The following is a 22,524-nucleotide window of genomic DNA, read 5'->3' on the forward strand; positions in this document are numbered from 1 at the left end:
TGGCTCGCAGCGATGCCAGGCTATGCGATTCAGGCTGGCGCGAGTTAAAACCGCTGGTGCAAGGGGTTCGATTTGCGTATCACTCCGCCGCGCCAACGGAACCATGCAGATGTTTGAAAACCTTCAGCCGGCTGCCGCCGACAAGATCCTTGCCCTGATCGGCCTCTATCGTGCCGATCCTCGACCCGACAAGGTCGACCTCGGTGTCGGCGTCTACAAGGATCGCGACGGCAAGACGCCGGTCATGCGGGCCGTGCGCGAGGCGGAGAAGCGGCTGCTGCAGGGTCAGGACACCAAGACTTATCTCGGCCTCGCCGGCGACACCGGGTTCAATACCGTGATGGCCAGGCTCGCCTTCGGTGCGGACGCAGACATGACGCGGATCCGTGCCGCGCAGGCGCCGGGCGGCTCCGGCGCATTGCGGCTGGTGGCCGAGCTTTTGAAGCGAACCCGCGCCGATGCGACGGTCTGGTTGTCCGATCCCACCTGGCCGAACCACATGCCAGTGATGCGCGCCGCCGGGCTGCAAATCCGTGAATATCCCTATTTCGACGCGACATCGGGCGCCGTTCGCTTCGACGACATGCTGGCAGCACTGCGCACGGCGAAGGGCGGCGACGTGGTGCTGCTGCATGGCTGCTGCCACAACCCGACCGGCGCCAATCTGGACATCGCGCAGTGGGCCGCTGTCACCGATCTCGTCGTCGAGCGCGGCCTGCTGCCGTTTGTCGACATTGCCTATCAGGGCTTTGGCGATGGCCTCGAGGCCGATGCCGGCGGACTGCGGCTGCTGGCCGAAAAAGTTCCGGAAATGGTCGTCGCGTCCAGCTGCTCGAAGAACTTCGCCGTCTACCGCGACCGTGTCGGCGCGGCGATGATCCTGGCCAGGGACAGCGCGCAGGCCGACGTGGCGCTGGGCCAGATGCTGTCGGCGGCTCGTGCCATGTATTCGATGCCGCCGGACCACGGCGCAGCGGCAGTGCGCATCGTGCTCGAGGACGCGGTCTTGCGCGCGGACTGGGAAGCCGAGCTCGAGGAGATGCGCCTGCGCATGCTGAGACTTCGGGTGCAATTCGCTGAGGCGCTGCGCCGGCAGTCCAATTCCGACCGCTTCGATTTCGTCGCCAGCCATCGCGGCATGTTTTCCCGGCTTGGGCTCACGGAAGCGCAGGTCGAACGGCTGCGCGCGGAATATGGCGTCTACATGGTCGGCGACAGCCGCATCAATGTCGCCGGCCTGCCGGAAGACGGCATGGACAAGCTCGCCAAGGCGATCGTTTCCGTGCTCGACTGACTGGACTTGTCCGGCGCAGTTGTGGACAAGCCCGCTTCGCCCGCCGACAGCATTGGCCGCGCGGCGGACCGCGCGATAGCATCCGCCGCATGAAGCCATCGAAAGACATTTCGCGCCTGATCGAAATCATGGCGGCGCTGCGTGCGCCAAAGACCGGCTGTCCCTGGGATATCGAACAGGATTTCTCGACCATCGCGCCTTACACGATCGAGGAGGCCTATGAGGTGGCCGACGCCATCGCGCGCGGCGATCTCGACGATCTGCGCGACGAACTCGGCGATCTCCTTTTGCAGGTCGTGTACCACGCGCGGATGGCTGAGGAAGCCGGCGAGTTCGCTTTCGGCGACGTGGTCCAGGCCATCACCACGAAGATGATCCGCCGCCATCCACACGTCTTCGGCGACGAACAGGCCCGCAGTGCCGGCATGGCCAAGGGCATGTGGGAGAAGATCAAGGCACAAGAGAAGACCGAGAAGCGTAGCGCCCGTCTCGCGCGCGGACTCGACCCGGAAGACAACGGCAAGGGGTTTCTGGACAGCGTGCCGGTCGCCCTGCCCGCACTGACGCGGGCATTGAAGCTTCAGGAGAAGGCCGCCCGCGTCGGTTTCGACTGGAGCGAGGCAGCCCCCATCCTCGACAAGATCGAGGAAGAGATCCGCGAATTGCGCGAGGCGCTGGCCAAAGGCCAAACCGCGGAGATCAAGGATGAATTCGGCGATATGCTGTTTGCCGTCGTGAATCTCGGCCGTCACCTGAAGCTCGATTCGGAAGCAGCGCTAAGCGGCACCAACGAGAAATTCCGTTCGCGCTTCCACTATGTCGAGCAGGCCCTGGAGAATTCCGGCAGCTCGCTGGAAAAGGCTGATCTGGACGAAATGGAAGCGCTCTGGCAGGAAGCGAAGAGCGCGAAATAACTGGCGTTAGCCGTTATTCTTGCGACGCAATCTGCTTTCGATCTCTTCGCGGGCACTTTGCGTGGCCTTGAGGGAGATGGTGGCGCTGCCGTCGTCATTGTCGGTTCGCGAAACGACATCGCCATTGCGGTAAAGCCAGTCGACAAGGCCGAACTGCGCCGGCCCGATCGTCACCGTCAGATCTTCAAGCTCGCCGGACATGCGTGTCTCGATGATCGCGTTCAGCGCGTCGATGCCTTCGCCCGTGACAGCCGATATGGCGACGGGAGGCGCCTTGGCATCCGTACTCTCGGCAAGCAGCCGTGCGCGATTGCCTTCATCGAGCAGGTCGACCTTGTTCCAGACCTCGATGACCCGCTTGGTATCGCCGGCGTCGACGCCGAGATCGGCCAGGATGCGCTCGACGTCCTCGGCCTGGGCGGATGTGTCAGGATCGGAGATGTCGCGCAAATGGATGATGAGATCCGCCTCGACCACCTCTTCAAGCGTGGCGCGGAAAGCCGCGATGAGATGCGTCGGCAGGTCCGAGATGAAGCCGACCGTGTCCGAGAGGATGATCGGCGTGCCGTGCGGCAGCCGCACGCGGCGCAGCGTCGGATCGAGCGTGGCGAACAGCATGTCCTGCGCCAGCACCCCTGCCCCGGTCAGCTTGTTGAACAGCGTCGATTTTCCGGCATTGGTGTAGCCGACGATGGCCACCACCGGAAACGGCACCTTCTTGCGCTTGGCACGATGCAGGTCGCGGGTGCGGCGCACCGTCTCCAACTCGTGCTTCAGCTTGACGATCTTGTCCTGCAGGACGCGCCGGTCCGATTCGATCTGGGTTTCGCCGGGGCCGCCGAGGAAGCCGGCGCCGCCGCGCTGGCGCTCGAGGTGGGTCCAGCTGCGCACCAGCCGGCCCTTCTGGTAGTTGAGATGGGCAAGCTCGACCTGCAGCGTGCCTTCCTTGGTGCGGGCGCGCTCGCCGAAGATCTCGAGGATCAGCCCGGTGCGGTCCAGCACCTTGGCGTTGAATTCCTTCTCGAGGTTGCGCTGCTGCACCGGCGTCAGCGGATGATCGACGATGACCACCTCCGCATGCCCTTCCTTGACGATCTCCGCCAACTCCTCGACCTTGCCGCTGCCGAGCAAGGTCGCCGGACGTGGATCGTTGACGGTAACCACGGCCGTGTGGATCAGATCGAGATCGATGGCGCGGGCAAGACCGACCGCCTCGTCGTGACGGGCCTCGGCTGAGCGCGTCAGCCGCGGACGGTTGGTGTCGTCCTCGCCGCGCGGCTGGCGGGTAAGCACCGGCACGATGACAACTGCCCGGGTCGGACCCTCGGCCTCCGTCCCCGGCTGATGTGCTGATTTTCCGCGAACGCTGCGGTCCGGGTCCTTCTCACGTGCCAATCAGGCGCCCTGGCTTTCCTCGCCATCGAACATCTGAACCGGCTGGCTCGGCATGATCGTGGAAATGGCGTGCTTGTAGACGAGCTGGGAGTGGCCGTCGCGGCGCAGCAGGACGCAGAAATTGTCGAATGAAGTGACGACGCCGGTCAGCTTCACGCCGTTGATGAGAAAGATGGTGAGCGGGTTCTTGCTCTTGCGAACAGAGTTCAGGAACAGGTCCTGAAGGTTTTGCGATCGTTCCGCCATTGTTCTTGTCTTTCGCCGATCCCCTTCGGTTTGCAGGCCAATGCGCCAAATTAACCAGCACATGTCAAGCGCGCAAACACCGTCTTGTCGTCAGTAACGACAAGCAGAACGAGATATATTGATGTTCATTCCACCTGTGCGGTTATCAGGCTGGACTTTTTTCCGCAATGTCAAAAAAGGCTTGCCGCAACGAAAGTGTTATCGAGCCGGGGTGGCCGTTGGCGATCGGGTCGCCGTCTATGGCCACGACCGGCATGGCGATCGTGGTCGCGGAACTGATGAAAGCCTCCCTCGCCGCCTTGGCCTCGGCGACGGAAAAACCGCGTTCCTCGATCTTGAGTCCGAGCTTGGCCGCCACTTCAAACATGGTGGTGCGGGTTATGCCGCGCAGAATACCGTGCTCGGCGGGCCTGGTGACCAGAACGCCGTCCCTGGTGACGATCCAGGCATTCGACGACCCGCCTTCCTTGACGTTGCCGTCCGTATCCACGAACCAGGCTTCCTGCGCGCCAGCTTCCTTGGCCTTCTGCTTGGCTAACACATTGGCTAGCAGGCCGGTGCTCTTGATGTCGACGCGATCCCAGCGATTCTCGGGCACGGTGATGACGGCGATACCGGTCTCGGCCCGCTTGGCTCCAGCAGCGGGATCCAGCTTCCTGGCGGTGATCACCAGCGACGGCCTGGTATCAGCCGAGGGGAAGGCGAAGTCGCGGCTGGCGACGCCGCGTGTGACCTGAACGTAAACCAGGCCGTTGACGACATGGTTGCGATTGACCACTTCGCGCATGATGAGCGGCAGGACGCCTGGGGTGACGGGCCAGCCGATCGACAGCTCGCTCAGCGAACGGTTCAGCCGGGCGAGGTGACGCGGCATGTCCACGATGAAGCCGCGCGCCACTTCGCAGACCTCGTAAACGCCGTCGGCGAACTGGTAGCCACGGTCTTCGATATGCACAGCGGCATCGGCATGAGCGGTGTAGCGCCCGTTCACATAGGCAATACGCGGCATTTGTCACCTCGGGGGATCTGCTTCGGCTTGTTTAAGCGATTCCGCCTCAACAGTGATGGATAATCGCGTGGGCCACTGAAGCAACTCCAGAAAGCGTGTAACGGTTTTCCGGCCGGAACTGCTTGAGCAAGGTATCGAACCGGGCCGGCAATGCATCAAACGCCGAACCGCTCAAGATATCAGTCAGACGCCGAGCGACTTCAGCTTGCGGTGCAGCGCGGAACGCTCCATGCCGATGAACTCGGCCGTTTTCGAAATGTTGCCGCCGAACCGGTTAATCTGGGCGATCAGATAGTCCTTCTCAAATTGTTCGCGCGCCTCGCGCAGCGGCAGCGCCATGATGTGCTGGTCCGACTGGTTCGGCGTGCGGGGCATGACATCGCCGATTTCGGATGGCAACAGGTCGGCGGTGATCGGCGCATCGACATCCTCGCCGCGCGCCAGGATCATCAGCCGTTCGACATTGTTGCGCAATTGGCGAACATTGCCTGGCCAATTGTGCGCCTGCAGCACCGCCATGGCGTCATCGCCGATGCGGCGCGGCTTGATTCCGGCCTGACGGGCGATCTGCTTCATGAAATTGTCAACGAGATAAGGAATGTCCTCGCGCCGCTCGGCAAGTCCCGGCACCGTCACCGGTACCACCGCAAGGCGATGGTAAAGATCCTCGCGGAAACGGCCATCGGCGATCATCGCCTCCAGGTTCTGCGACGTCGAGGAGATGATGCGGACATCGACCTTGACCCGTTTGGTGCCGCCGACGCGCTCGAACTGCTGTTCGACCAGCACACGCAGGATCTTGTTCTGCGTCTCGCGCGGCATGTCGGCCACCTCATCGATGTAGAGGATGCCGCGATGGGCTTCCTCCAGGGCGCCGACCTTGCGCTCGACGCCGTTCGATTCGGTGCCGAACAGTTCGATCTCCATGCGTTCGGGCGTGATGTTGGCGGCGCTCAGCGTCACGAAAGGCGCGCTCTTGCGCGCCGACAGCGTGTGGATGGCGCGCGCGGCCAGCTCCTTGCCAGATCCCGAGGGGCCAATGATCATGACGCGGCTGTTGGTCGGCGCGACGCGCTCGATGGTCTGGCGCAACTGGCTCATCGCCGACGACATGCCGATCAGGTCGAAGGTCTCGCCGCTGCGCAGCTTGAGATCGGAAACCTCGCGCCTCAGCTTGGAGGTTTCCAGCGCACGCTCGGCAATCAGAATCAGCCTGTCCGCCTTGAAGGGCTTCTCGATGAAGTCATAAGCGCCGCGTCTGATGGCGGAGACCGCAGTTTCGATGTTGCCATGGCCCGAAATCATCACCACCGGCAGGTTGGGGTGCATGGTCTTGATCTCGTCCAGCAAAGCCAGGCCGTCCAGGCGCGAACCCTGCAACCAGATGTCGAGGAAAATCAGCCGCGGGGCTCGGTCGGCGATGGCCGCCAGCGCGGTGTCGGCATCGGATGCCGTGCGGGTTTCGTGACCTTCGTCGCTCAGTATGCCTGCGACGAGCTCACGGATGTCTTCCTCGTCATCGACGATCAGAATATCAGACGCCATTACCGACCTTTTCAGTTTCTCTTTCGTGTTCCGTCCTGCTTTCGCCGCGCGCTGGCGCCACGGCCGCAGGTGGCAGGATGATGCTGATCATCGCGCCGCGCCCGCCGTGGAAATCCGCAGGCGCATCGTGGAGCTCCAGCCTACCGCCATGGTCCTCCACGATCTTCTTGACGATGGCGAGACCAAGGCCCGTGCCCTTCTCACGCGTGGTCATGTAGGGCTCCAGCAGCCGCTGACGATTCTCCCGCGGCAGGCCTTTGCCATTGTCGATGACATCGATGCGAATCGCGCCATTCTGACGTCCGGCTTGAATCCGGATTATGCCGTGCGAACCGTCCTTCTGTTCCAGCCCGTCGATCGCTTCGGCAGCGTTCTTGATCACGTTGCCGAAGGCCTGCGCCAACAGGCGGCTGTCGAAAGTACCCTTGAGCGGTTCGTTGCCGAATATGCGCTCGAACGTGATGTCGGAACGGCTCACCTCGACCAGGAAGGAGGCCTCGCGCAGGGATTCACGCAGGTCTATGGACTTCATCTCGGGCTTCGGCATGCGCGCGAAAGCGGAGAATTCGTCGACCATGCGACCGATATCCTCGACCTGCCGGATGATCGTGTCAGTGCACTGGTCAAACACCTCGCGGTCCTCGGTGATGACCTTGCCGTAGCGGCGCTTGATGCGCTCGGCTGAAAGCTGGATCGGCGTCAGCGGGTTCTTGATCTCATGGGCGATGCGGCGCGCCACGTCGGCCCAGGCAGAGGAGCGCTGCGCCTGGACCAGATCGGTGATGTCGTCGACCGTCACGACGTAGGATTTCTCCTCCGTGCCGTTATCGCCGGCCTCGATGGTGATCTGCACGTTGAAAGTCCGCTCCGTGCCGGCGCGGAAAAACGTCACCTGCTCGCGATAGACGGGCTTGCCCGATTGGCGGCCGATCTCGAAGACGCGGCCGACATGCGGGAGAATGGCGGAAAGGTTCTGCCCCAGCGCCGCACTGGCCGAAATGGCCAGCATGGACTCGGCCGAGCGGTTCACGATGGTGACGATGCCATAGGGGTCGACGCCGATGACGCCGGCGGTGACACCGGCCAGCACCGCTTCCGAAAAGCGCCGTCGCTCGTCGATCAGATCCTTGGCCGACAGGATCTCGTTGCGCTGCGATTTCAATTCCTGCAGCATCTTGTTGAAAGTATTGCCGAGCGAGGCAACGTCGCCGTCGGACGGCCGCACCGGCACGGCGACGTCAAGATTGCCGGTCGCGACCTCGTCGGCAGCGCCGATGAGCTGACGAATCGGCCGCACCAGCCGGTCGGCCACGGCAATGCCGGTCCAGATTGCCGATAGGATGATAATCAAAGTCAACGACAGATAAGGCAACGCGAAAGCCACCTGCGAAGTGCGCCTGTTGTCTTCGAGATTGCGATATTCGTCGGTGTTCGATCTGACGATCTGGCGCGCCTTTATCACCTCGGGATCGACCAGCCGGATCGTGTAGAGGTAGAGCCCCTCGATCTCACGCAGCTTGACGATGGCGCCCATGATGTTGCGCGTGCGCGGCTCGATCAGAACCGGCTTGCCGTCCGTGGCGCTGGCGACCGCTCCCTCCGGCGGTTCCGGCATGGCGAAGTCGGCATCGGTCTTGGCGCTCATCACGAAGGAGCCGTCGGGCTTGATCAGCGCGGCATGCGCCAGCGAGCGGCCCACCGCCTCCTTGCTCATCAGATCGAGGAAGCCAATTCGGTCGAGGCCGTAAAGCGTGCGCGACGCGTCGAGGTCATAGGCCATCGACAGCGTCGTGCCCTGCAGGTTGCGCGCGTTTTCCTGCACATAGGCATCGGCGATGGAAAGCGACGAATTGACGATCGTCTTGGTGCGAATCTCGAACCAGCGGTCGAGACCGATATCGAGCGTGATGGACGCAATGATCGCCACCATGATGGCGGGGATGGCGGCGACGAGCGCGAACATGGCCACGATGCGCACATGCAGCCGCGAGGCTGCCTTACCATGCCGGCGCGCCATGACGATGCGATGCACCTCCCGGCCGATCAGTGCGCTCAGCAACAGGACGAAGACGGCGTTGAGCGCGATCAGCGCCCAGGTTGTCCTGGCGTCGGGCGCAATGGGCGTCGCGCCGACCAGAATAGCGAACGAAATGGCCGCCATCACCAGCGCACCGACGACCGCCACCACGCCGGGCAGCGCCAGCAGCCGGCGCCCGTCACGCGTGCCGGGGTCGTTGAAAAGCGGTTCGTTCGGTGTCGGAGCCTGCGAAGCCATGTCGCCGTCTAGAGCCAGTGATTGCGTCGGATCTATGCAACGCATTGTGGCGATTATGCAACAAGTGTGGCCTGGACGGAAATCTTTCGCTGACAGTCCCCCGGAAAAGCGCTTCGGCTCTATCCCGGCTCAGGCCTGGCGTGACGATTTGTAGACGTTGACGCCCAGTTCGCGAATCTTCTTGCGCAGCGTGTTGCGGTTGAGCCCCAGCAGTTCCGCGGCTTTGATCTGGTTGCCGCGCGTCGCGGTCATCGAGGCCAGCACCAGCGGATACTCGACCTCCGAGAGAATGCGCTGGTAGAGGCCGGCAGGCGGCAATTCGCCGGCAAACGAGGTGAAATAGCGCTGCAGGAAATGCTCGACCGCCTGGCCGATGGACAGGTCGTCGGGAATGAGGTTGCCGCCGCCCGGCACCACGGGACGCTCGCCGGTCTTGAGTTCCGCCTCGATGATCTCGGAGGAAATCTCGTCCTGTGAATAGAGCGCGGCGAGCCTGCGGACCAGGTTTTCCAGTTCGCGCACATTGCCCGGCCAGGGATAGCGCTTCATCAATTCGATGCCGCCCGACGAGATACGCTTGGTCTGGAGACCCTCCATCTCGCCGAGCTTGAAGAAGTGCCGGACGAGGTCCGGCACGTCCTCGGAGCGCTCGCGCAGTGCCGGGAGCCTGAGGGGCACGACATTGAGGCGATAGAAAAGATCCTCGCGGAAGAGCCCCTGGTTGATCAGCGTGCGCAAATCCTTGTTGGTGGCGGCGACGATACGCACGTCGGTCTTGATCGGCGTGCGGCCGCCGACGGTCGTGTATTCGCCCTGCTGAAGCACGCGCAGCAGGCGCGTCTGCGCTTCCATCGGCATGTCGCCGATCTCGTCAAGGAACAGCGTGCCACCTTCGGCCTGTTCGAAGCGGCCGGTTGAGCGGTTCTGCGCACCGGTGAAGGCGCCCTTCTCATGGCCGAACAGTTCCGATTCGATCAGGTCGCGCGGGATGGCCGCCATGTTGATGGCAACGAAAGGGCCGCCACGGCGGCGGCCATATTCGTGCAGCGCACGCGCCACCAGCTCCTTGCCGGTGCCCGATTCGCCCGAAATCATCACCGTCAGGTCGGTCTGCATCATGCGCGCCAGCATGCGATAGATGTCCTGCATGGCGGCCGAGCGGCCGACCAGCGGCATGGTCTCGGGCTGCTCTTCTGGCCGCACGTCGATCTTGGGGCGCCGCGGCTCCGACAGCGCCCGGTTGACGATGTTGAGGAGCTCGGTGAGATCGAACGGCTTCGGCAGATATTCGTAGGCGCCGGTCTCGGAGGCACGGATCGCCGTCATGAACGTATTCTGGGCGCTCATGACGATGACGGGCAGCTCCGGCCGTGCTTTCTTGATACGCGGCAGCATGTCGAATGCGTTCTCGTCCGGCATCACCACGTCGGTGATGACGAGATCGCCCTCGCCCGCCGCCACCCAGCGCCACAGGGTCGAGGCATTGGAGGTCACGCGCACCTCATGGCCGACACGCGAAAGGGCCTGATTGAGGACCGTACGGATCGCCGCATCGTCGTCGGCGACGAGAATATTGCCGCGAACGGTCATTTGGGGTCTCCTTCAGCGTCTTCATCGGCGCCCAGCGCCGTTTCCTTCCAGGCCGGCATCAGGATGCGGAACATCGTCGCGCGCGGCGTCGATTCGCATTCGATGATGCCGCCATGCTCACCGACGATCTTGGCCACCAGCGCGAGGCCCAGTCCCGAGCCGTTCGGCTTGGTGGTGATGAAGGGATCGAACAGGATCGGCAGGATGTCCTCCGAAACACCGGAACCGTTGTCGCGCACGCAGAACTCGAGCGGCAGCGACACACGATCCTGAGTGCCTGGAACCGAAACGCGAATGCCCGGCCGGAAGGCCGTCGACAGGACGATTTCACCTTGGGGGTCGCCGCCGATCGCCTCGGCGGCGTTCTTGACCAGGTTTAGGAACACCTGGATGAGTTGGTCGCGGTTGGCGAAAACCGGAGGCAATGAAGGATCATAATCCTCCAATATCTTGATTTTTTTAGCAAAACCGTTCTTTGCGATCGCCTTCACATGGTCGAGCACGACATGGATGTTGACGGGATAGCGGTCGATCGGCCGCTCGTCGGAAAACACCTCCATGCGATCGACCAGCGACACGATGCGATCGGTCTCGTCGGTTATCAGCCGCGTCAGCGCGCGATCTTCGTCCGAAGCGGACAGTTCAAGCAGCTGGGCAGCGCCCCTGATGCCGGAGAGCGGGTTCTTGATTTCGTGAGCCAGCATCGCCGCCAGACCGGTCACCGAGCGCGCCGCGCCGCGATGCGTCATCTGCCGGTCGATCTTGTCGGCCATCGACCGTTCCTGGAACATCACCACGACGGAGCCTGGAAACTCCGGCACCGGGGCAACATAGAGATCGACCACCTTCTCGATGCCGAGACGCGGAGACGACACGTCGACCCGGTACTCGTTGACGGGGGCCCGGCGCTCGCGCACCTGGTCGACCAGCGTCAGCAGCGGGCTGCCGAAGGGGATGAGCTTTGACAGCGTGTTGCGGGCGAGCATCGTCGCGCTTGAGCGGAAGAAGTCCTCCGCATCGGCGTTGGCGAAGGTGATGAACCCCTCCGAACTGATCATGATGACCGGACGGCGGATGGTGTTGAGCACGATCTGGGCAGCATCCGCCATTTCCGGGCCCTGGCTGACGGAGGCGTTCATGCGGCGCTCCGCATGGGTGTTTGCTCGGCGGCGGAAAACACCTCGCGAAGCAAGGTAATCGTCCGCGCGGGGTCGAAAGACGTGAGAATGGCCTTGCGCTTTTCGTCGGCAAGGGCGCCGGCATGGCGGTCCAGATACCAGCCGAGGTGCTTGCGCGCCTGGCGCAGGCCGCTCTCGACGCCGTAGAGCGCAAGCATGTCCTCGTAATGGGCAATGATGTAGTCGGTCAGTTCCGCAGCGCTTTCCGGTAGCCGGGCAAGCTCGCCTGCCGCCGCGGCCGCGATGGTTCCGGCGGTCCAGGGCGCGCCGTAGTGGGCGCGGCCCACCATCACCGCATCGGCGCCGGATTGCTCCAGAACAGCGGCTGCTTGCGCAGGCGAAGACACATCGCCATTGGCGACGACCGGGATCGACACGGCAGCCTTGACGCAGGCTATTGCGCGCCAATCAGCCTTGCCCTGATAGAACTGGCAGCGCGTGCGGCCGTGCACTGTCACCATCTTGACGCCCGCCTGCTCGGCACGGCGCGCCAGGTCAGGCGCGTTGAGCGCCGTTTCGTCCCAGCCGAGCCGCATCTTCAGCGTCACCGGCACACCGACCGCGCCGACCACGGCGTCGACCAGCGACAGTGCATGATCGAGGTCTTGCATCAGTGCCGAGCCGGCATAGCCGCCGGTCACCTTCTTGGCGGGGCAACCCATATTGATGTCGATGACGTCGGCGCCCTCGCCGACGGCGATGCGTGCGCCTTCCGCCATGTGTGCCGCCTCGCGGCCGGCAAGCTGCACCATATGGACGGGCAGGCCCGAATGACGTATGCGCAGGTCGCATCCGGCCCTGCCTTTGGCGAGCTCGCCGCTTGCCACCATTTCGGATACGACCAGGCCGGCGCCATGCGCATGGGCGCGTCGCCGGAACGGCTCGTCGGTAATTCCCGACATCGGCGCGAGGAACACGCGATTGCGGATACTCACGCCGCCGACGTCGAGAGGTGCGGTCAATTTGGTCAGGTCAAGCATGCACAAAAACCAAGCATGTTCATTTGCTGCACATTCTCTAGCCATATCGGCCGCAATGTGCAACGCGGAATGACGCCACATTACGGCGCAATTGGGAAATGCCGAGCTCGGCTGCAGTCCCGAGCAAAGCGCCGCGCCTTGCACGAACACGCAATGGACGTTTTAGGGCTTCCTGTTCGGCCTACAATCTCTCCGAAAACCGATTACACTTTTGGGGATCGTGCGCTAAGCCAATCGGCATGACTGACGCGAGCGAAAATCAGGCTTTGGAGGCCAACGGCAAGGTCGCGGTGGTTATTGTTGCGGCCGGCCGCGGCGCGCGTGCCGGACAGGCCGATGGCCCGAAGCAATATCAGCAGATCGGCGGTCGCGCCGTCATCGCCCACGTCATCGATATTTTCCTGGCGCATCCGCGTATCGGCCCGCTCGTCGTGGCAATACACACCGAGGATCACGAACTTTTTCGACATGCCGTCGGCGCACACTCCAATCGCGTCACGGCAATTGCGGGTGGCCCCACCAGGCAAGACTCGGTTCGACTCGGACTGCAGGCATTGAGAAGCTACGCACCGGACAAGGTTCTCATCCACGACGCGGCGCGCCCCTTCGTCGACGCGGATCTGATCGACCGTACGATCGCAGCCATCGGCGAGCGCGAGGGCGCGCTCCCGGCGCTGCCCGTCGCCGATACGCTGAAACGCGAATCCGCCGCCGGGATGGTCGCCGAAACGGTTTCCCGGAGCGGGCTTCACGCGGCGCAAACGCCGCAGGGTTTCCCATTCCTGGCGATTATGGCCATGCATGAGGAAGCCTATAACAGCGGCAAAACCGACTTTACCGACGACGCCGCGATCGCCGAGTGGATGCAGATGCCGGTCAAACTCGTTCCCGGCTCGCCGGACAACGTCAAACTCACCTGGGCACGGGACATCGCCATGGCGGACCAACGACTTTCCAGCGAGCGCATGCGCTTTCCCGATATCAGAACCGGCAATGGCTACGACGTCCACGCGTTCGAGCCTGGCGACCACGTCACGCTGTGCGGCATCGCCATTCCGCATGACAAGAAACTGTCCGGCCATTCCGATGCCGATGTCGGGCTCCATGCCCTTACCGATGCGCTGCTGGCGACCTGCGGCGCCGGCGATATCGGCACGCATTTCCCACCCTCCGACCCGCAGTGGAAGGGTACTGCCTCCCGGATTTTCGTAGAACATGCGGCAAAGCTGGTGCGCGCGCGCGGCGGCCGCATCGCCAATGCCGACATCACGCTGATCTGCGAGGCGCCACGCGTCGGCCCACATCGCGAGGCGATGACGGCTGCCCTGTCGCAGATGCTAGCCATCTCTGCGGACCGCATCTCCATCAAGGCGACAACCAACGAGAAGCTCGGTTTCGTCGGCCGCGAGGAAGGCATTGCGGCGATCGCCACGGCGAGCGTGGTGTTTCCCGGCGAGGTGCCGGAATGAGCAACAGCGAACTGGCAAATGCATTGCTGCAAGCCTGCCAGAAGCGCGGCATCATGCTTGCGACGGCGGAAAGCTGCACCGGCGGCATGATCATCGCCGCGCTGACCGACATCGCCGGCTCTTCCGCCGTGGTCGATCGCGGCTTCATCACCTATTCCAATGAAGCCAAGTTGGACATGCTCGGGGTTTCCGCCGCCACGCTGGAGGCTCATGGCGCGGTTTCACGCGAGACAGCGATCGAAATGGCAACCGGCGCGCTGGCGCGCTCCCGTGCCGGGCTCAGCCTCGCCGTTACCGGCGTTGCCGGACCGGGCGGCGGCTCGCCGGAAAAACCGGTCGGCCTGGTCTGGTTCGGGATTGGCCTAAGCGGCCGGCCGGTGACGGCCGAGCGCGTGCTGTTCGCCGATGAAGGCCGTGATTTCATTCGCCAGGAGACCGTCAGCCATGCACTCAAGCTGGGATTGCACGCGCTTGGGCATGCTCACGCCGGTTTTGCACCGTAGATGACATCAGCACGCTTCTCGAATGCCTCGGAAAACATACGGAAAGCACGGTCGAACATCGTGCCCATCAGGGCGCCGAGGATGCGGCTTTTGAACTCGTAATCGATGAAGAAGCAGACGGCACAGCCGCCGTCGGCAGGGTCGAATCGCCAGACATTGGTCAGATATTTGAACGGACCGTCGATGTATTTGACGTCGATCGCACGCTCGTCGGGCTTCAGCAGCACCTGCGTGGTGAAGGTCTCGCGAATCGCCTTGTAGCCGATGCTCATATCGGCGACGAGGATAGTGCGCCCGTCACGCTCCTTGCGCGAGCGCACCGTCAGTGCCTCGCAAAGCGGCAGGAATTGCGGATAAGCTTCGATGTCGGCGACCAAGGCGAACATCTGTTCCGGTGTGTGGGAAACGCGGCGGGTGGCTTCGAATTTCGGCATGAACCGGCTCTAAAGCGCGTCTCGTCGACACAGACTCATGCGACGCGCTTTAGAGTCTTTGTTTTCGTGCATGCCGTTCTCCCAAAACCCGAAGTCACTTTGGGCGACATGCATCAGAGCGATTTCTCGAGCTGCGCTTGGCGCGCGGCGCGCAGCTTGGCGAAATCGTCGCCGGCGTGGTGAGAAGAGCGCGTCAGCGGGCTCGACGCCATCAGAAGAAAGCCCTTGGTCCGGCCGATCGTCTCGAAGGACTTGAACTCCTCCGGGGTGACGAAGCGGATTACCGGGTGGTGTTTTTTCGACGGCTGCAGATACTGGCCGATGGTCATGAAGTCGACATTGGCTGAACGCAGATCGTCCATCAGCTGCAGGATTTCGTTCCGCTCCTCGCCCAGTCCAACCATGATGCCGGACTTGGTAAAGATCGAAGGGTCGAGCTCCTTTACCCGCTGCAACAGCCTTATCGAATGGAAATAGCGGGCGCCTGGCCGGACCGTCAGGTAGTTCGACGGCACGGTTTCCAAATTGTGATTGAACACGTCCGGCTTGGCGGCCACGACGATCTCCAGGGCGCCGTCCTTGCGTAGGAAATCAGGCGTCAGGATCTCGATCGTGGTCGAGGGCGTCGCTGCGCGGATCGCACGGATGACGTCGGCGAAATGCTGCGCGCCGCCATCAGCGAGGTCGTCGCGGTCGACAGAGGTGATGACGACGTGGCTGAGGCCCATCTGCTTGACCGCGTGGGCGACCCGTGCCGGCTCGTCCGGGTCGAGCGCGGTCGGGATGCCGGTGGCAACGTTGCAGAAGGCGCAGGCACGTGTGCAGATCTCGCCCATGATCATGAAGGTGGCGTGCTTCTTGTCCCAGCACTCGCCGATGTTCGGGCAGCCGGCCTCCTCGCAGACCGTCACCAGCTTGTGCGATTTCACGATCTCGCGGGTTTCGGCATAGCCTTTCGACACAGGCGCCTTGACGCGGATCCAGTCAGGCTTGCGCAGCACGTCCTGGTCGGGCTTGTGCGCCTTCTCCGGATGCCGCAGCCGCGGCGCATTGGCGATCGTGTTGAGGACGGTGACCATCGGAACCCTGGTTTTCTTTGCGATCGCCGCCGGCGATCGTCACTTACACGTCATCTAGGACTTTTCAGCACAAAGAAAAAGGCTGCGGCGGTACATGCCGCCACAACCGTTTTCGCATGGCGGAAACGATACCGACTAACGGCGCACCAGACGCCCGGCCCAGATCAGCAGGCAGGCGCCGATGAAACCGGTGATCAGGTAGGCGGTCCAGCCGACGCCAAATACGCCGATGTTCAAGGCTCGCAGGATCGCGTTCAGCACCACTGCGCCGGCAATACCTAAGATGATGTTCATCAAGACGCCGGCATTGCTCTTCATGACCATTTCGGCAAACCAGCCCGCCAGGCCGCCGATGATGATGGCTGCGATCCAGCCCACGCCATTCACGTCCATATGCCTTCTCCTTGCTTGAGAAAAAACGCATCCGGAACCGAACTAACTTGCGGTCGAGCTCCTGCGGCTTTCGCATCTGAGTCTCGTGCGGCCAATCTATCATGCGTTCAACGCACGGCCATAGGCGTCGAGCACGCTTTCCTTCATCATCTCCGACAGCGTCGGGTGCGGGAAGATCGTGTGCATCAGTTCTTCCTCGGTCGTCTCGAGGTTCATCGCAACGACAAAACCCTGGATCAGTTCGGTCACTTCGGCGCCCACCATGTGGGCGCCAAGCAGTTGGCCGGTGTTCTTGTCGAAGATGGTCTTGATGAAGCCCTGGTCCTCGCCGAGCGCGATGGCCTTGCCATTGGCGGCGAACTGGAAGCGGCCGACCCTGACATCCTTGCCCTCGGCCTTGGCTTTCGCTTCTGTCAGGCCGACCGAAGCGACCTGCGGATTGCAATAGGTGCAGCCAGGGATCTTCAGCTTGTCGGTGGCGTGCACGCCGGGGAAATTGGCGATCTTCTCGACACAGACGACGCCTTCATGCTCGGCCTTGTGGGCGAGCATCGGCGGGCCGGCGACATCGCCGATGGCGTAGATGCCGGACACATTGGTCTTACCGTAGCCGTCGACGACGACGCAGCCGCGCTCCGTCTTCACGCCAAGCGTCTCCAGGCCGAGGCCCTCGATATTGCCTTGCACGCCGACGGCCGAGATCATGCGATCGGCCGTGATCTTCTCCACCTTGCCGTCCTTCATTTCGACATGCGCGGTGATCGAGTTGGCGCCTTTCTCGACCTTGGTTACCTTGGCTTCGAGAATGATTTTCATGCCCTGCTTCTCGAACTGCTTCTGGGCGAATTTCGACACCTCGGCGTCCTCTACAGGCATTACCGCCGGCAGCAGTTCGACGACCGTCACGTCGGCGCCCATGGTGCGGTAGAACGAGGCGAATTCGATGCCGATGGCGCCCGAACCCATCACCAGCAGCGACTTCGGCATTTCCTTGGGCACCATGGCCTCGAAATAGGTCCAGATCAGCTTGCCGTCCGGCTCGATGCCCGGCAGCGCCCGCGGCCGGGCGCCGGTCGCCAGTATGATGTGCTTGGCGGTGTAGGTGCCCTCGCCCTTGACGCCTTTCGGCACAGGCGGCTGCGGCTCCATCGGCTTCTTGGCCGTCTTGGAGACGACGATCTCGCCCGGTTTTGTCAGCTTGGCCTCGCCCCAGATGACGTCGACCTTGTTCTTCTTCATCAGGAAGGCGACGCCGCCATTGAGCCGCAGCGAAACCTTGCGCGAGCGGTCGACGACGGCCGACGTGTCGACGCTGACCTTGCCGTCGAGCTTCAGTCCATAGTCCTTCAGATGATCCGAATAATGCATGATCTCGGCCGAACGCAGCAACGCCTTGGTCGGAATGCAGCCCCAGTTCAGGCAGATGCCGCCGAGATGCTCGCGCTCGACGATCGCCGTCTTGAAACCGAGCTGCGCGGAACGCACTGCCGTGACATAGCCGCCGGGACCGGAGCCGATGATGATGACGTCGTAGTTCTCAGCCACGGTTTTCTCCTTCAATCACAATTCCAGCATGACGCGCACGAGCGGCGTCAACGCCTCGCCGATGTTTCGCGTATTTTCGGCATCGAGATGGACGCCGTCGAGCGGCGTGGTCTTGGCCACAGTGCCGGCATCGAAGAAGCCGCAGCCAGCCTCATCGGCAAGCGCGGAATATTGCGGCGCAAGCTCTTTGGAGGCATCGTCACCGCCGGCAAACATCGCCTTGAACTCGGCATCTTCGGTGCGACTGACGAGAGGCGGCGAGACGATGAGGATCTGCGGCGGCGGCCAGTCGAACGGATAGTCGTGGCCGCGCACGATGTCGATCAGGCGCTGGATGCCTTGTTTGGCCGCAACGGGATTGCCGTGGATCCAGGGCTTCATGTCGTTGGCGCCGAGCATGATGACGATGACGTCGATCGGCGCATGCGTGGTCAGCACCGTCGGCAGCGTTCTTGCGCCATTGCGGTCGGCGCCTGCCAGGTGATCGTCGAACGCCGTTGTGCGGCCATTCAGCCCCTCGGCAATGACATGCACGCCGTCACCTAGTCCGGTCTGCAGCACGCTTGGCCAGCGATCCTCGAGCGCATGACGGCCACCCTCGGCATTGTAGCCCCAGGTCAGTGAGTCGCCGTAGCAAAGAACCGTCTTCATCTTGCTCAACCCGCCCTTGCGAGGGAGTATTCTTCCTCGGCGTTGGTGACGACGGCGAATTCCTGCGCCTCCAAGCCGCCGGCGAAGAGGCCGGTGAAGAATTTCCGCACCGCCTTGTTCTTCCTACACCAGCATGCCTATCGGGTTCTCGATCAGCTTCTTGAAGGCGACCAGCAGTTCGGCACCGAGCGCTCCGTCCACGGCGCGATGGTCGGTCGACAGCGTCACCGACATCACGGTGGCGATTCTGATCTCGCCGTTCTTGACCACCGCCCGCTCCTCGCCGGCGCCCACCGCCAGGATCGTCGCATGCGGCGGGTTGATGACGGCGGCGAAATCCTTGATGCCGAACATGCCAAGGTTCGACACCGCCGTGGTGCCGCCTTGATATTCCTCCGGCTTCAGCTTGCGACTGCGCGCGCGGCTGGCCAGGTCCTTCATCTCGTTGGAGATCACCGACAGCGTCTTTTCATCCGCCTTGCGAATGATCGGCGTGATCAGGCCGCCGGGGATCGAGACGGCAACGCCGACATCGGCATGCCTGTGCTTGACCATGGCGCTTTCGGTCCACGAGGCATTGGCATCCGGCACCGCTTTCAGGGCCATGGCCATCGCCTTGATCACCATGTCGTTGACCGAGAGCTTGTAGGCGGGCGCCTCGCCCTTGTCGGTCTTCTTGACCGGTGCGGCCGCATTGAGCTGCGTGCGCAGCAAAAGCAGCGCATCGAGCTCGCAGTCGAGCGTCAGGTAGAAATGCGGGATGGTGGTCTTGGCCTCGACCAGCCGCCGCGCGATGGTTTTGCGCATATTGTCGTGCGGGACGAGTTCATAGGAGCCTTCCTCGAACAGCTTCAGCACCTGATCGTCCGACATCGCCTTTACCGGCGCGGGAGCAGCGGCCGGCGCGCCAGCCGGAGCTTTGGCAGCGGGTGCCGCCTTGGCGCCGCCGCCGGCTATGGCGGCATCGACATCGGCCCTCACCACCCGGCCATGCGGGCCGGTGCCGGTCACGGCAGACACATCGACGCCCGCCTCTTTGGCAATACGGCGCGCGAGCGGCGAAGCAAAGGTGCGCCCTTCACCCTCCCCCTTGTGGGGAGGGTCGGCAGGCCTTCCGGCCGGGGTGGGGGGCGCGGCGGTGGGTTCATCCGCGGCGCGACCTCCCCCATCGGACGGAGAGGTGGGAGTCTCGGTCTTCGATGTCTCAGCCTTGGGAGGCTCCGCTTTCGCCGGTGCGGCATCGCCACCGCTTTTCGCGGCGGCACTTGCCTCCTCACCCTCGGCGGCAAGCACGGCGATCAGCGCATTGACCTTGACGCCTTCGGTGCCGGCGGGAACGACCAGTTTCGCCACCGTGCCCTCATCGACGGCTTCGACTTCCATCGTCGCCTTGTCGGTCTCGATCTCGGCAATGACATCGCCGGGCGAAACCTTGTCGCCCTCCTTCACGAGCCACTTCGACAGATTGCCCTCTTCCATGGTGGGCGAGAGGGCCGGCATGGTGATGTTGATTGGCATTGTGTCCTCCCGCCCGGTTCAGCGATATGAGACGGCTTTGACGGCCTCGATGACTTCGCCGACATTCGGCAAAGCCAGCTTTTCGAGATTGGCCGCATAGGGCATCGGCACGTCCTTGCCGGCAATGGTGATGACCGGCGCGTCGAGGAAATCGAAGGCTCGCTGCGACACCTGGTTGGCGATATGGTCGCCGACCGAGTTCTGCGGGAAACCTTCTTCCACCACGACCAGCCGGTTGGTCTTCTTCACCGAGGCGATGATGGTGTCGAAGTCGAGCGGACGGATGGTCCTGAGATCGATGATCTCTGCGTCGATGCCCATGCCGCGCAGTTCCGCTTCGGCCTTGACCGCATAGGTCATGCCAATGCCGAAGGAGACGATGGTGACGTCCTTGCCTGACTTATGGATGCGCGCCTTGCCGATCGGCAACACGAAGTCGTCCAGCTTCGGCACGTCGAAGGACTGGCCGTAGAGGATTTCGTTTTCGAGGAAGATGACCGGGTTCGGATCGCGGATCGCCGCCTTGAGCAGTCCCTTGGCGTCTGCGGCGGTATAAGGCATCACCACCTTCAGGCCCGGTATGTGGCTGTACCAGGCGGCATAGCATTGCGAATGCTGGGCGGCGACGCGAGCCGCAGCACCATTCGGCCCGCGGAAGACGATCGGCGCGCCCATCTGTCCGCCGGACATGTAGAGCGTCTTGGCGGCCGAGTTGACGATCTGGTCGATCGCCTGCATGGCGAAGTTGAAGGTCATGAATTCGACGATCGGCTTCAGGCCAGCCATCGCCGCACCGACCCCGACGCCGGCAAAGCCGTGCTCGGTGATCGGCGTGTCGACGACGCGACGCGGTCCGAACTCCTGCAGCAGGCCTTGGGTGATCTTGTAGGCGCCCTGGTACTCGGCAACTTCCTCGCCCATGACGAAGACATCGCCGTCGCGGCGCATTTCCTCCGCCATGGCATCGCGCAGCGCTTCGCGCACCGTGGTCGAGACCATCTCGGTCCCGGCGGGTATGTCAGGATCGGCGGCGACTTCCGTCTTCGGCGCGGCCGCCACAGGCGCCGCTGCCTCGCTCTTGGCCGCGGCGGGTGCCGGTGTCGGCGCCTTTGCCTCAGTCTTGGCGGGCTCTTCACCGATGCCTTCGCCGGCCTTGTCGACATCTTCGCCATCGACAGCCAGCACGGCGATCACCGCGTTGACCTTGACGCCTTCGGTGCCTGCGGGAACCACGATCTTGGCAAGCGTGCCCTCATCGACAGCTTCGACTTCCATCGTCGCCTTGTCGGTTTCGATCTCGGCGATGACGTCGCCGGCGACGACCTTGTCGCCCTCGTTCTTCAACCACTTGGAAAGATTGCCCTCTTCCATGGTCGGCGAAAGGGCGGGCATGAGAATTTCGATCGGCATGTCCTTGCCCTCCCGTTACAATACGATGTCGGTCCAGAGCTCGGACGGATCCGGCTCGGCGTCGTGCTGGGCAAACTCGGCGGCATCGGCGACGACGTCGCGAACCTCCTTGTCGATGGTCTTCAATTCGTCCTCGCTTGCCCACTTCTTCTGGATCAGCCGCGCTTTGACCTGCTCGATCGGGTCATGCTCGGAGCGCATCTTCTGCACTTCTTCCTTGGAGCGGTATTTCGCCGGGTCGGACATCGAATGGCCCCGATAGCGGTAAGTCTGCATTTCGAGGATCAGCGGCCCATTGCCGGCACGGCACCATTCGGTAGCGAGATCGCCGGCGGCCTTGACAGCACGCACGTCCATGCCGTCGACCTGGATACCGGGAATCTTGAACGAGGCGCCGCGATTCGAGAAGTCGGTCTCCGCCGAGGAGCGCGATACCGAGGTGCCCATGGCATAGCGGTTGTTCTCGATGATGTAGATCACCGGCAGCTTCCAAAGCGAGGCCATGTTGAAGCTTTCGTAGACCTGGCCCTGGTTTGCGGCCCCGTCCCCGAAATAGGTCAGCGTGACATTGTTGTTGCCGCGATAGCGGTTGGCGAAGGCCAGGCCCGTGCCGAGCGACACCTGCGCGCCGACGATGCCGTGGCCACCGTAGAAATGCTTCTCCTTGGAGAACATGTGCATGGAGCCGCCCTTGCCCTTCGACAGGCCGCCTCGGCGGCCGGTCAGTTCGGCCATGACGCCACGCGGCGACAGTTCCATCGCCAACATATGACCGTGGTCGCGGTAGGCCGTGATCATCTGGTCACCGTCGATCAGCGCCATCTTCATACCGGTGACGACCGCTTCCTGGCCGATGTAGAGATGGCAGAAGCCGCCGATGAAGCCCATCCCGTAAAGCTGGCCGGCCTTTTCCTCGAAACGGCGAATAAGCAGCATGTGCCGGTAGGCGGCGAGCTCCTCGTCCTTGGTGAATTCCACTGGTTTGGGCGCGGAAAGGCCCGATTTGCCGTCGGATTTCGATTTGGCAGGCGCTTTCCTGGCTGCGGTTGCCATGCATCACTCCCTGTTGGCGTCTCTTCGCGGACATTTCGAGCAA

The 22,524-nt window shown here is 63.0% G+C and carries 20 protein-coding genes; 4 read left to right on the plus strand and 16 right to left on the minus strand.

Translation table 11 applies throughout. The annotated features are described in order from the left end of the window. Window positions 1-109: 109 nt before the first annotated feature. Complete coding sequence (locus tag FJ953_RS23310; RefSeq protein WP_140498574.1) at window positions 110-1,294, plus strand: amino acid aminotransferase; 1,185 nt, start codon at window positions 110-112, stop codon at window positions 1,292-1,294. 89 nt (window positions 1,295-1,383) lie between these two features. Next, window positions 1,384-2,208 (plus strand): nucleoside triphosphate pyrophosphohydrolase, encoded by an 825-nt coding sequence (mazG, locus tag FJ953_RS23315; RefSeq protein ID WP_140625147.1) that lies wholly within the window; start codon window positions 1,384-1,386, stop codon window positions 2,206-2,208. 6 nt (window positions 2,209-2,214) lie between these two features. On the opposite strand, the gene hflX is transcribed toward mazG, so the two are convergent. The 8 genes from hflX to dusB all read right to left on the minus strand — a co-directional run bounded on the left by hflX (window position 2,215) and on the right by dusB (window position 12,426). Further along, window positions 2,215-3,603 (minus strand): GTPase HflX, encoded by a 1,389-nt coding sequence (gene hflX, locus FJ953_RS23320; RefSeq protein ID WP_140498572.1) that lies wholly within the window; start codon window positions 3,601-3,603, stop codon window positions 2,215-2,217. Beyond that, window positions 3,604-3,849 carry an RNA chaperone Hfq gene (gene hfq, locus FJ953_RS23325; RefSeq protein WP_006202172.1) on the minus strand — a complete coding sequence of 82 codons (246 nt, stop codon included), beginning with the start codon at window positions 3,847-3,849 and terminating at the stop codon, window positions 3,604-3,606. Between the two features lie 145 nt (window positions 3,850-3,994). Then, a complete protein-coding gene (locus tag FJ953_RS23330) occupies window positions 3,995-4,858 on the minus strand; it encodes a D-amino-acid transaminase (protein ID WP_140498570.1) in 864 nt (287 codons plus the stop codon). A gap of 183 nt (window positions 4,859-5,041) precedes the next feature. Then, on the minus strand, window positions 5,042-6,403 hold the full coding sequence (locus FJ953_RS23335) for a sigma-54 dependent transcriptional regulator (protein WP_140557244.1): 1,362 nt from the start codon (window positions 6,401-6,403) through the stop codon (window positions 5,042-5,044). Continuing rightward, the gene (locus FJ953_RS23340; RefSeq protein WP_181171560.1) at window positions 6,393-8,678 is read right to left on the minus strand and encodes a PAS domain-containing sensor histidine kinase; all 2,286 of its coding nucleotides are present in this window, start codon (window positions 8,676-8,678) and stop codon (window positions 6,393-6,395) included. The genes FJ953_RS23335 and FJ953_RS23340 overlap by 11 nt, the downstream gene beginning before the upstream one ends. Window positions 8,679-8,807: 129 nt before the next feature. Further along, window positions 8,808-10,268 carry a nitrogen regulation protein NR(I) gene (gene ntrC / locus FJ953_RS23345; protein WP_140625148.1) on the minus strand — a complete coding sequence of 487 codons (1,461 nt, stop codon included), beginning with the start codon at window positions 10,266-10,268 and terminating at the stop codon, window positions 8,808-8,810. After that, entirely contained in the window at window positions 10,265-11,407 is a 1,143-nt protein-coding gene (locus tag FJ953_RS23350; RefSeq protein ID WP_140625149.1) for a nitrogen regulation protein NR(II), read from the minus strand. The genes ntrC and FJ953_RS23350 overlap by 4 nt, the downstream gene beginning before the upstream one ends. Next, window positions 11,404-12,426, minus strand: a complete 1,023-nt coding sequence (gene dusB / locus FJ953_RS23355; RefSeq protein WP_140625150.1) for a tRNA dihydrouridine synthase DusB — start codon at window positions 12,424-12,426, stop codon at window positions 11,404-11,406. The genes FJ953_RS23350 and dusB overlap by 4 nt, the downstream gene beginning before the upstream one ends. A gap of 239 nt (window positions 12,427-12,665) precedes the next feature. Between dusB and FJ953_RS23360 the strand changes: the two genes are divergently transcribed. Continuing rightward, entirely contained in the window at window positions 12,666-13,895 is a 1,230-nt protein-coding gene (locus FJ953_RS23360; protein ID WP_140625151.1) for a bifunctional 2-C-methyl-D-erythritol 4-phosphate cytidylyltransferase/2-C-methyl-D-erythritol 2,4-cyclodiphosphate synthase, read from the plus strand. Beyond that, window positions 13,892-14,398, plus strand: coding sequence for a CinA family protein (locus FJ953_RS23365; RefSeq protein ID WP_140625152.1), 507 nt, complete (start codon window positions 13,892-13,894; stop codon window positions 14,396-14,398). The genes FJ953_RS23360 and FJ953_RS23365 overlap by 4 nt, the downstream gene beginning before the upstream one ends. On the opposite strand, the gene FJ953_RS23370 is transcribed toward FJ953_RS23365, so the two are convergent. The 8 genes from FJ953_RS23370 to pdhA form a co-directional block, all read right to left on the minus strand. Continuing rightward, the gene (locus FJ953_RS23370) at window positions 14,377-14,832 is read right to left on the minus strand and encodes a type II toxin-antitoxin system RatA family toxin (protein ID WP_140498563.1); all 456 of its coding nucleotides are present in this window, start codon (window positions 14,830-14,832) and stop codon (window positions 14,377-14,379) included. The two genes, FJ953_RS23365 and FJ953_RS23370, sit on opposite strands and share 22 nt — an antisense overlap. A 113-nt stretch (window positions 14,833-14,945) precedes the next feature. Beyond that, entirely contained in the window at window positions 14,946-15,911 is a 966-nt protein-coding gene (gene lipA / locus FJ953_RS23375; protein WP_140625153.1) for a lipoyl synthase, read from the minus strand. A 135-nt stretch (window positions 15,912-16,046) separates the two neighbouring features. After that, window positions 16,047-16,304, minus strand: a complete 258-nt coding sequence (locus FJ953_RS23380) for a GlsB/YeaQ/YmgE family stress response membrane protein (RefSeq protein WP_140625154.1) — start codon at window positions 16,302-16,304, stop codon at window positions 16,047-16,049. 99 nt (window positions 16,305-16,403) lie between these two features. After that, entirely contained in the window at window positions 16,404-17,849 is a 1,446-nt protein-coding gene (gene lpdA, locus FJ953_RS23385; RefSeq protein WP_140625155.1) for a dihydrolipoyl dehydrogenase, read from the minus strand. Window positions 17,850-17,864: 15 nt separating this feature from the next. Further along, window positions 17,865-18,500, minus strand: a complete 636-nt coding sequence (locus FJ953_RS23390; RefSeq protein WP_140515426.1) for an SGNH/GDSL hydrolase family protein — start codon at window positions 18,498-18,500, stop codon at window positions 17,865-17,867. 123 nt (window positions 18,501-18,623) lie between these two features. Beyond that, on the minus strand, window positions 18,624-20,018 hold the full coding sequence (locus tag FJ953_RS23395; RefSeq protein ID WP_140625156.1) for a pyruvate dehydrogenase complex dihydrolipoamide acetyltransferase: 1,395 nt from the start codon (window positions 20,016-20,018) through the stop codon (window positions 18,624-18,626). Between the two features lie 18 nt (window positions 20,019-20,036). After that, window positions 20,037-21,428 carry a pyruvate dehydrogenase complex E1 component subunit beta gene (locus tag FJ953_RS23400; RefSeq protein WP_140515428.1) on the minus strand — a complete coding sequence of 464 codons (1,392 nt, stop codon included), beginning with the start codon at window positions 21,426-21,428 and terminating at the stop codon, window positions 20,037-20,039. Between the two features lie 15 nt (window positions 21,429-21,443). Beyond that, window positions 21,444-22,481, minus strand: a complete 1,038-nt coding sequence (gene pdhA, locus FJ953_RS23405) for a pyruvate dehydrogenase (acetyl-transferring) E1 component subunit alpha (RefSeq protein WP_140525504.1) — start codon at window positions 22,479-22,481, stop codon at window positions 21,444-21,446. Window positions 22,482-22,524: the final 43 nt, after the last annotated feature.

The organism is Mesorhizobium sp. B2-3-6 (assembly GCF_006442305.1).
In the GTDB taxonomy this organism is placed as follows: domain Bacteria; phylum Pseudomonadota; class Alphaproteobacteria; order Rhizobiales; family Rhizobiaceae; genus Mesorhizobium.

What these genes read in the sequence shown, in the direction of transcription:
- pdhA (WP_140525504.1), bottom strand. Translation starts at nt 22,481, where the DNA reads ATGGCAACCGCAGCCAGGAAAGCGCCTGCCAAATCGAAATCCGACGGC.
- FJ953_RS23360 (WP_140625151.1), top strand. Translation starts at nt 12,666, where the DNA reads ATGACTGACGCGAGCGAAAATCAGGCTTTGGAGGCCAACGGCAAGGTC.
- FJ953_RS23400 (WP_140515428.1), bottom strand. Translation starts at nt 21,428, where the DNA reads ATGCCGATCGAAATTCTCATGCCCGCCCTTTCGCCGACCATGGAAGAG.
- mazG (WP_140625147.1), top strand. Translation starts at nt 1,384, where the DNA reads ATGAAGCCATCGAAAGACATTTCGCGCCTGATCGAAATCATGGCGGCG.
- FJ953_RS23330 (WP_140498570.1), bottom strand. Translation starts at nt 4,858, where the DNA reads ATGCCGCGTATTGCCTATGTGAACGGGCGCTACACCGCTCATGCCGAT.
- FJ953_RS23310 (WP_140498574.1), top strand. Translation starts at nt 110, where the DNA reads ATGTTTGAAAACCTTCAGCCGGCTGCCGCCGACAAGATCCTTGCCCTG.
- ntrC (WP_140625148.1), bottom strand. Translation starts at nt 10,268, where the DNA reads ATGACCGTTCGCGGCAATATTCTCGTCGCCGACGACGATGCGGCGATC.
- FJ953_RS23370 (WP_140498563.1), bottom strand. Translation starts at nt 14,832, where the DNA reads ATGCCGAAATTCGAAGCCACCCGCCGCGTTTCCCACACACCGGAACAG.
- FJ953_RS23380 (WP_140625154.1), bottom strand. Translation starts at nt 16,304, where the DNA reads ATGGACGTGAATGGCGTGGGCTGGATCGCAGCCATCATCATCGGCGGC.
- FJ953_RS23395 (WP_140625156.1), bottom strand. Translation starts at nt 20,018, where the DNA reads ATGCCAATCAACATCACCATGCCGGCCCTCTCGCCCACCATGGAAGAG.
- hfq (WP_006202172.1), bottom strand. Translation starts at nt 3,849, where the DNA reads ATGGCGGAACGATCGCAAAACCTTCAGGACCTGTTCCTGAACTCTGTT.
- dusB (WP_140625150.1), bottom strand. Translation starts at nt 12,426, where the DNA reads ATGCTTGACCTGACCAAATTGACCGCACCTCTCGACGTCGGCGGCGTG.
- lipA (WP_140625153.1), bottom strand. Translation starts at nt 15,911, where the DNA reads ATGGTCACCGTCCTCAACACGATCGCCAATGCGCCGCGGCTGCGGCAT.
- FJ953_RS23340 (WP_181171560.1), bottom strand. Translation starts at nt 8,678, where the DNA reads ATGGCTTCGCAGGCTCCGACACCGAACGAACCGCTTTTCAACGACCCC.
- FJ953_RS23390 (WP_140515426.1), bottom strand. Translation starts at nt 18,500, where the DNA reads ATGAAGACGGTTCTTTGCTACGGCGACTCACTGACCTGGGGCTACAAT.
- FJ953_RS23335 (WP_140557244.1), bottom strand. Translation starts at nt 6,403, where the DNA reads ATGGCGTCTGATATTCTGATCGTCGATGACGAGGAAGACATCCGTGAG.
- FJ953_RS23350 (WP_140625149.1), bottom strand. Translation starts at nt 11,407, where the DNA reads ATGAACGCCTCCGTCAGCCAGGGCCCGGAAATGGCGGATGCTGCCCAG.
- FJ953_RS23365 (WP_140625152.1), top strand. Translation starts at nt 13,892, where the DNA reads ATGAGCAACAGCGAACTGGCAAATGCATTGCTGCAAGCCTGCCAGAAG.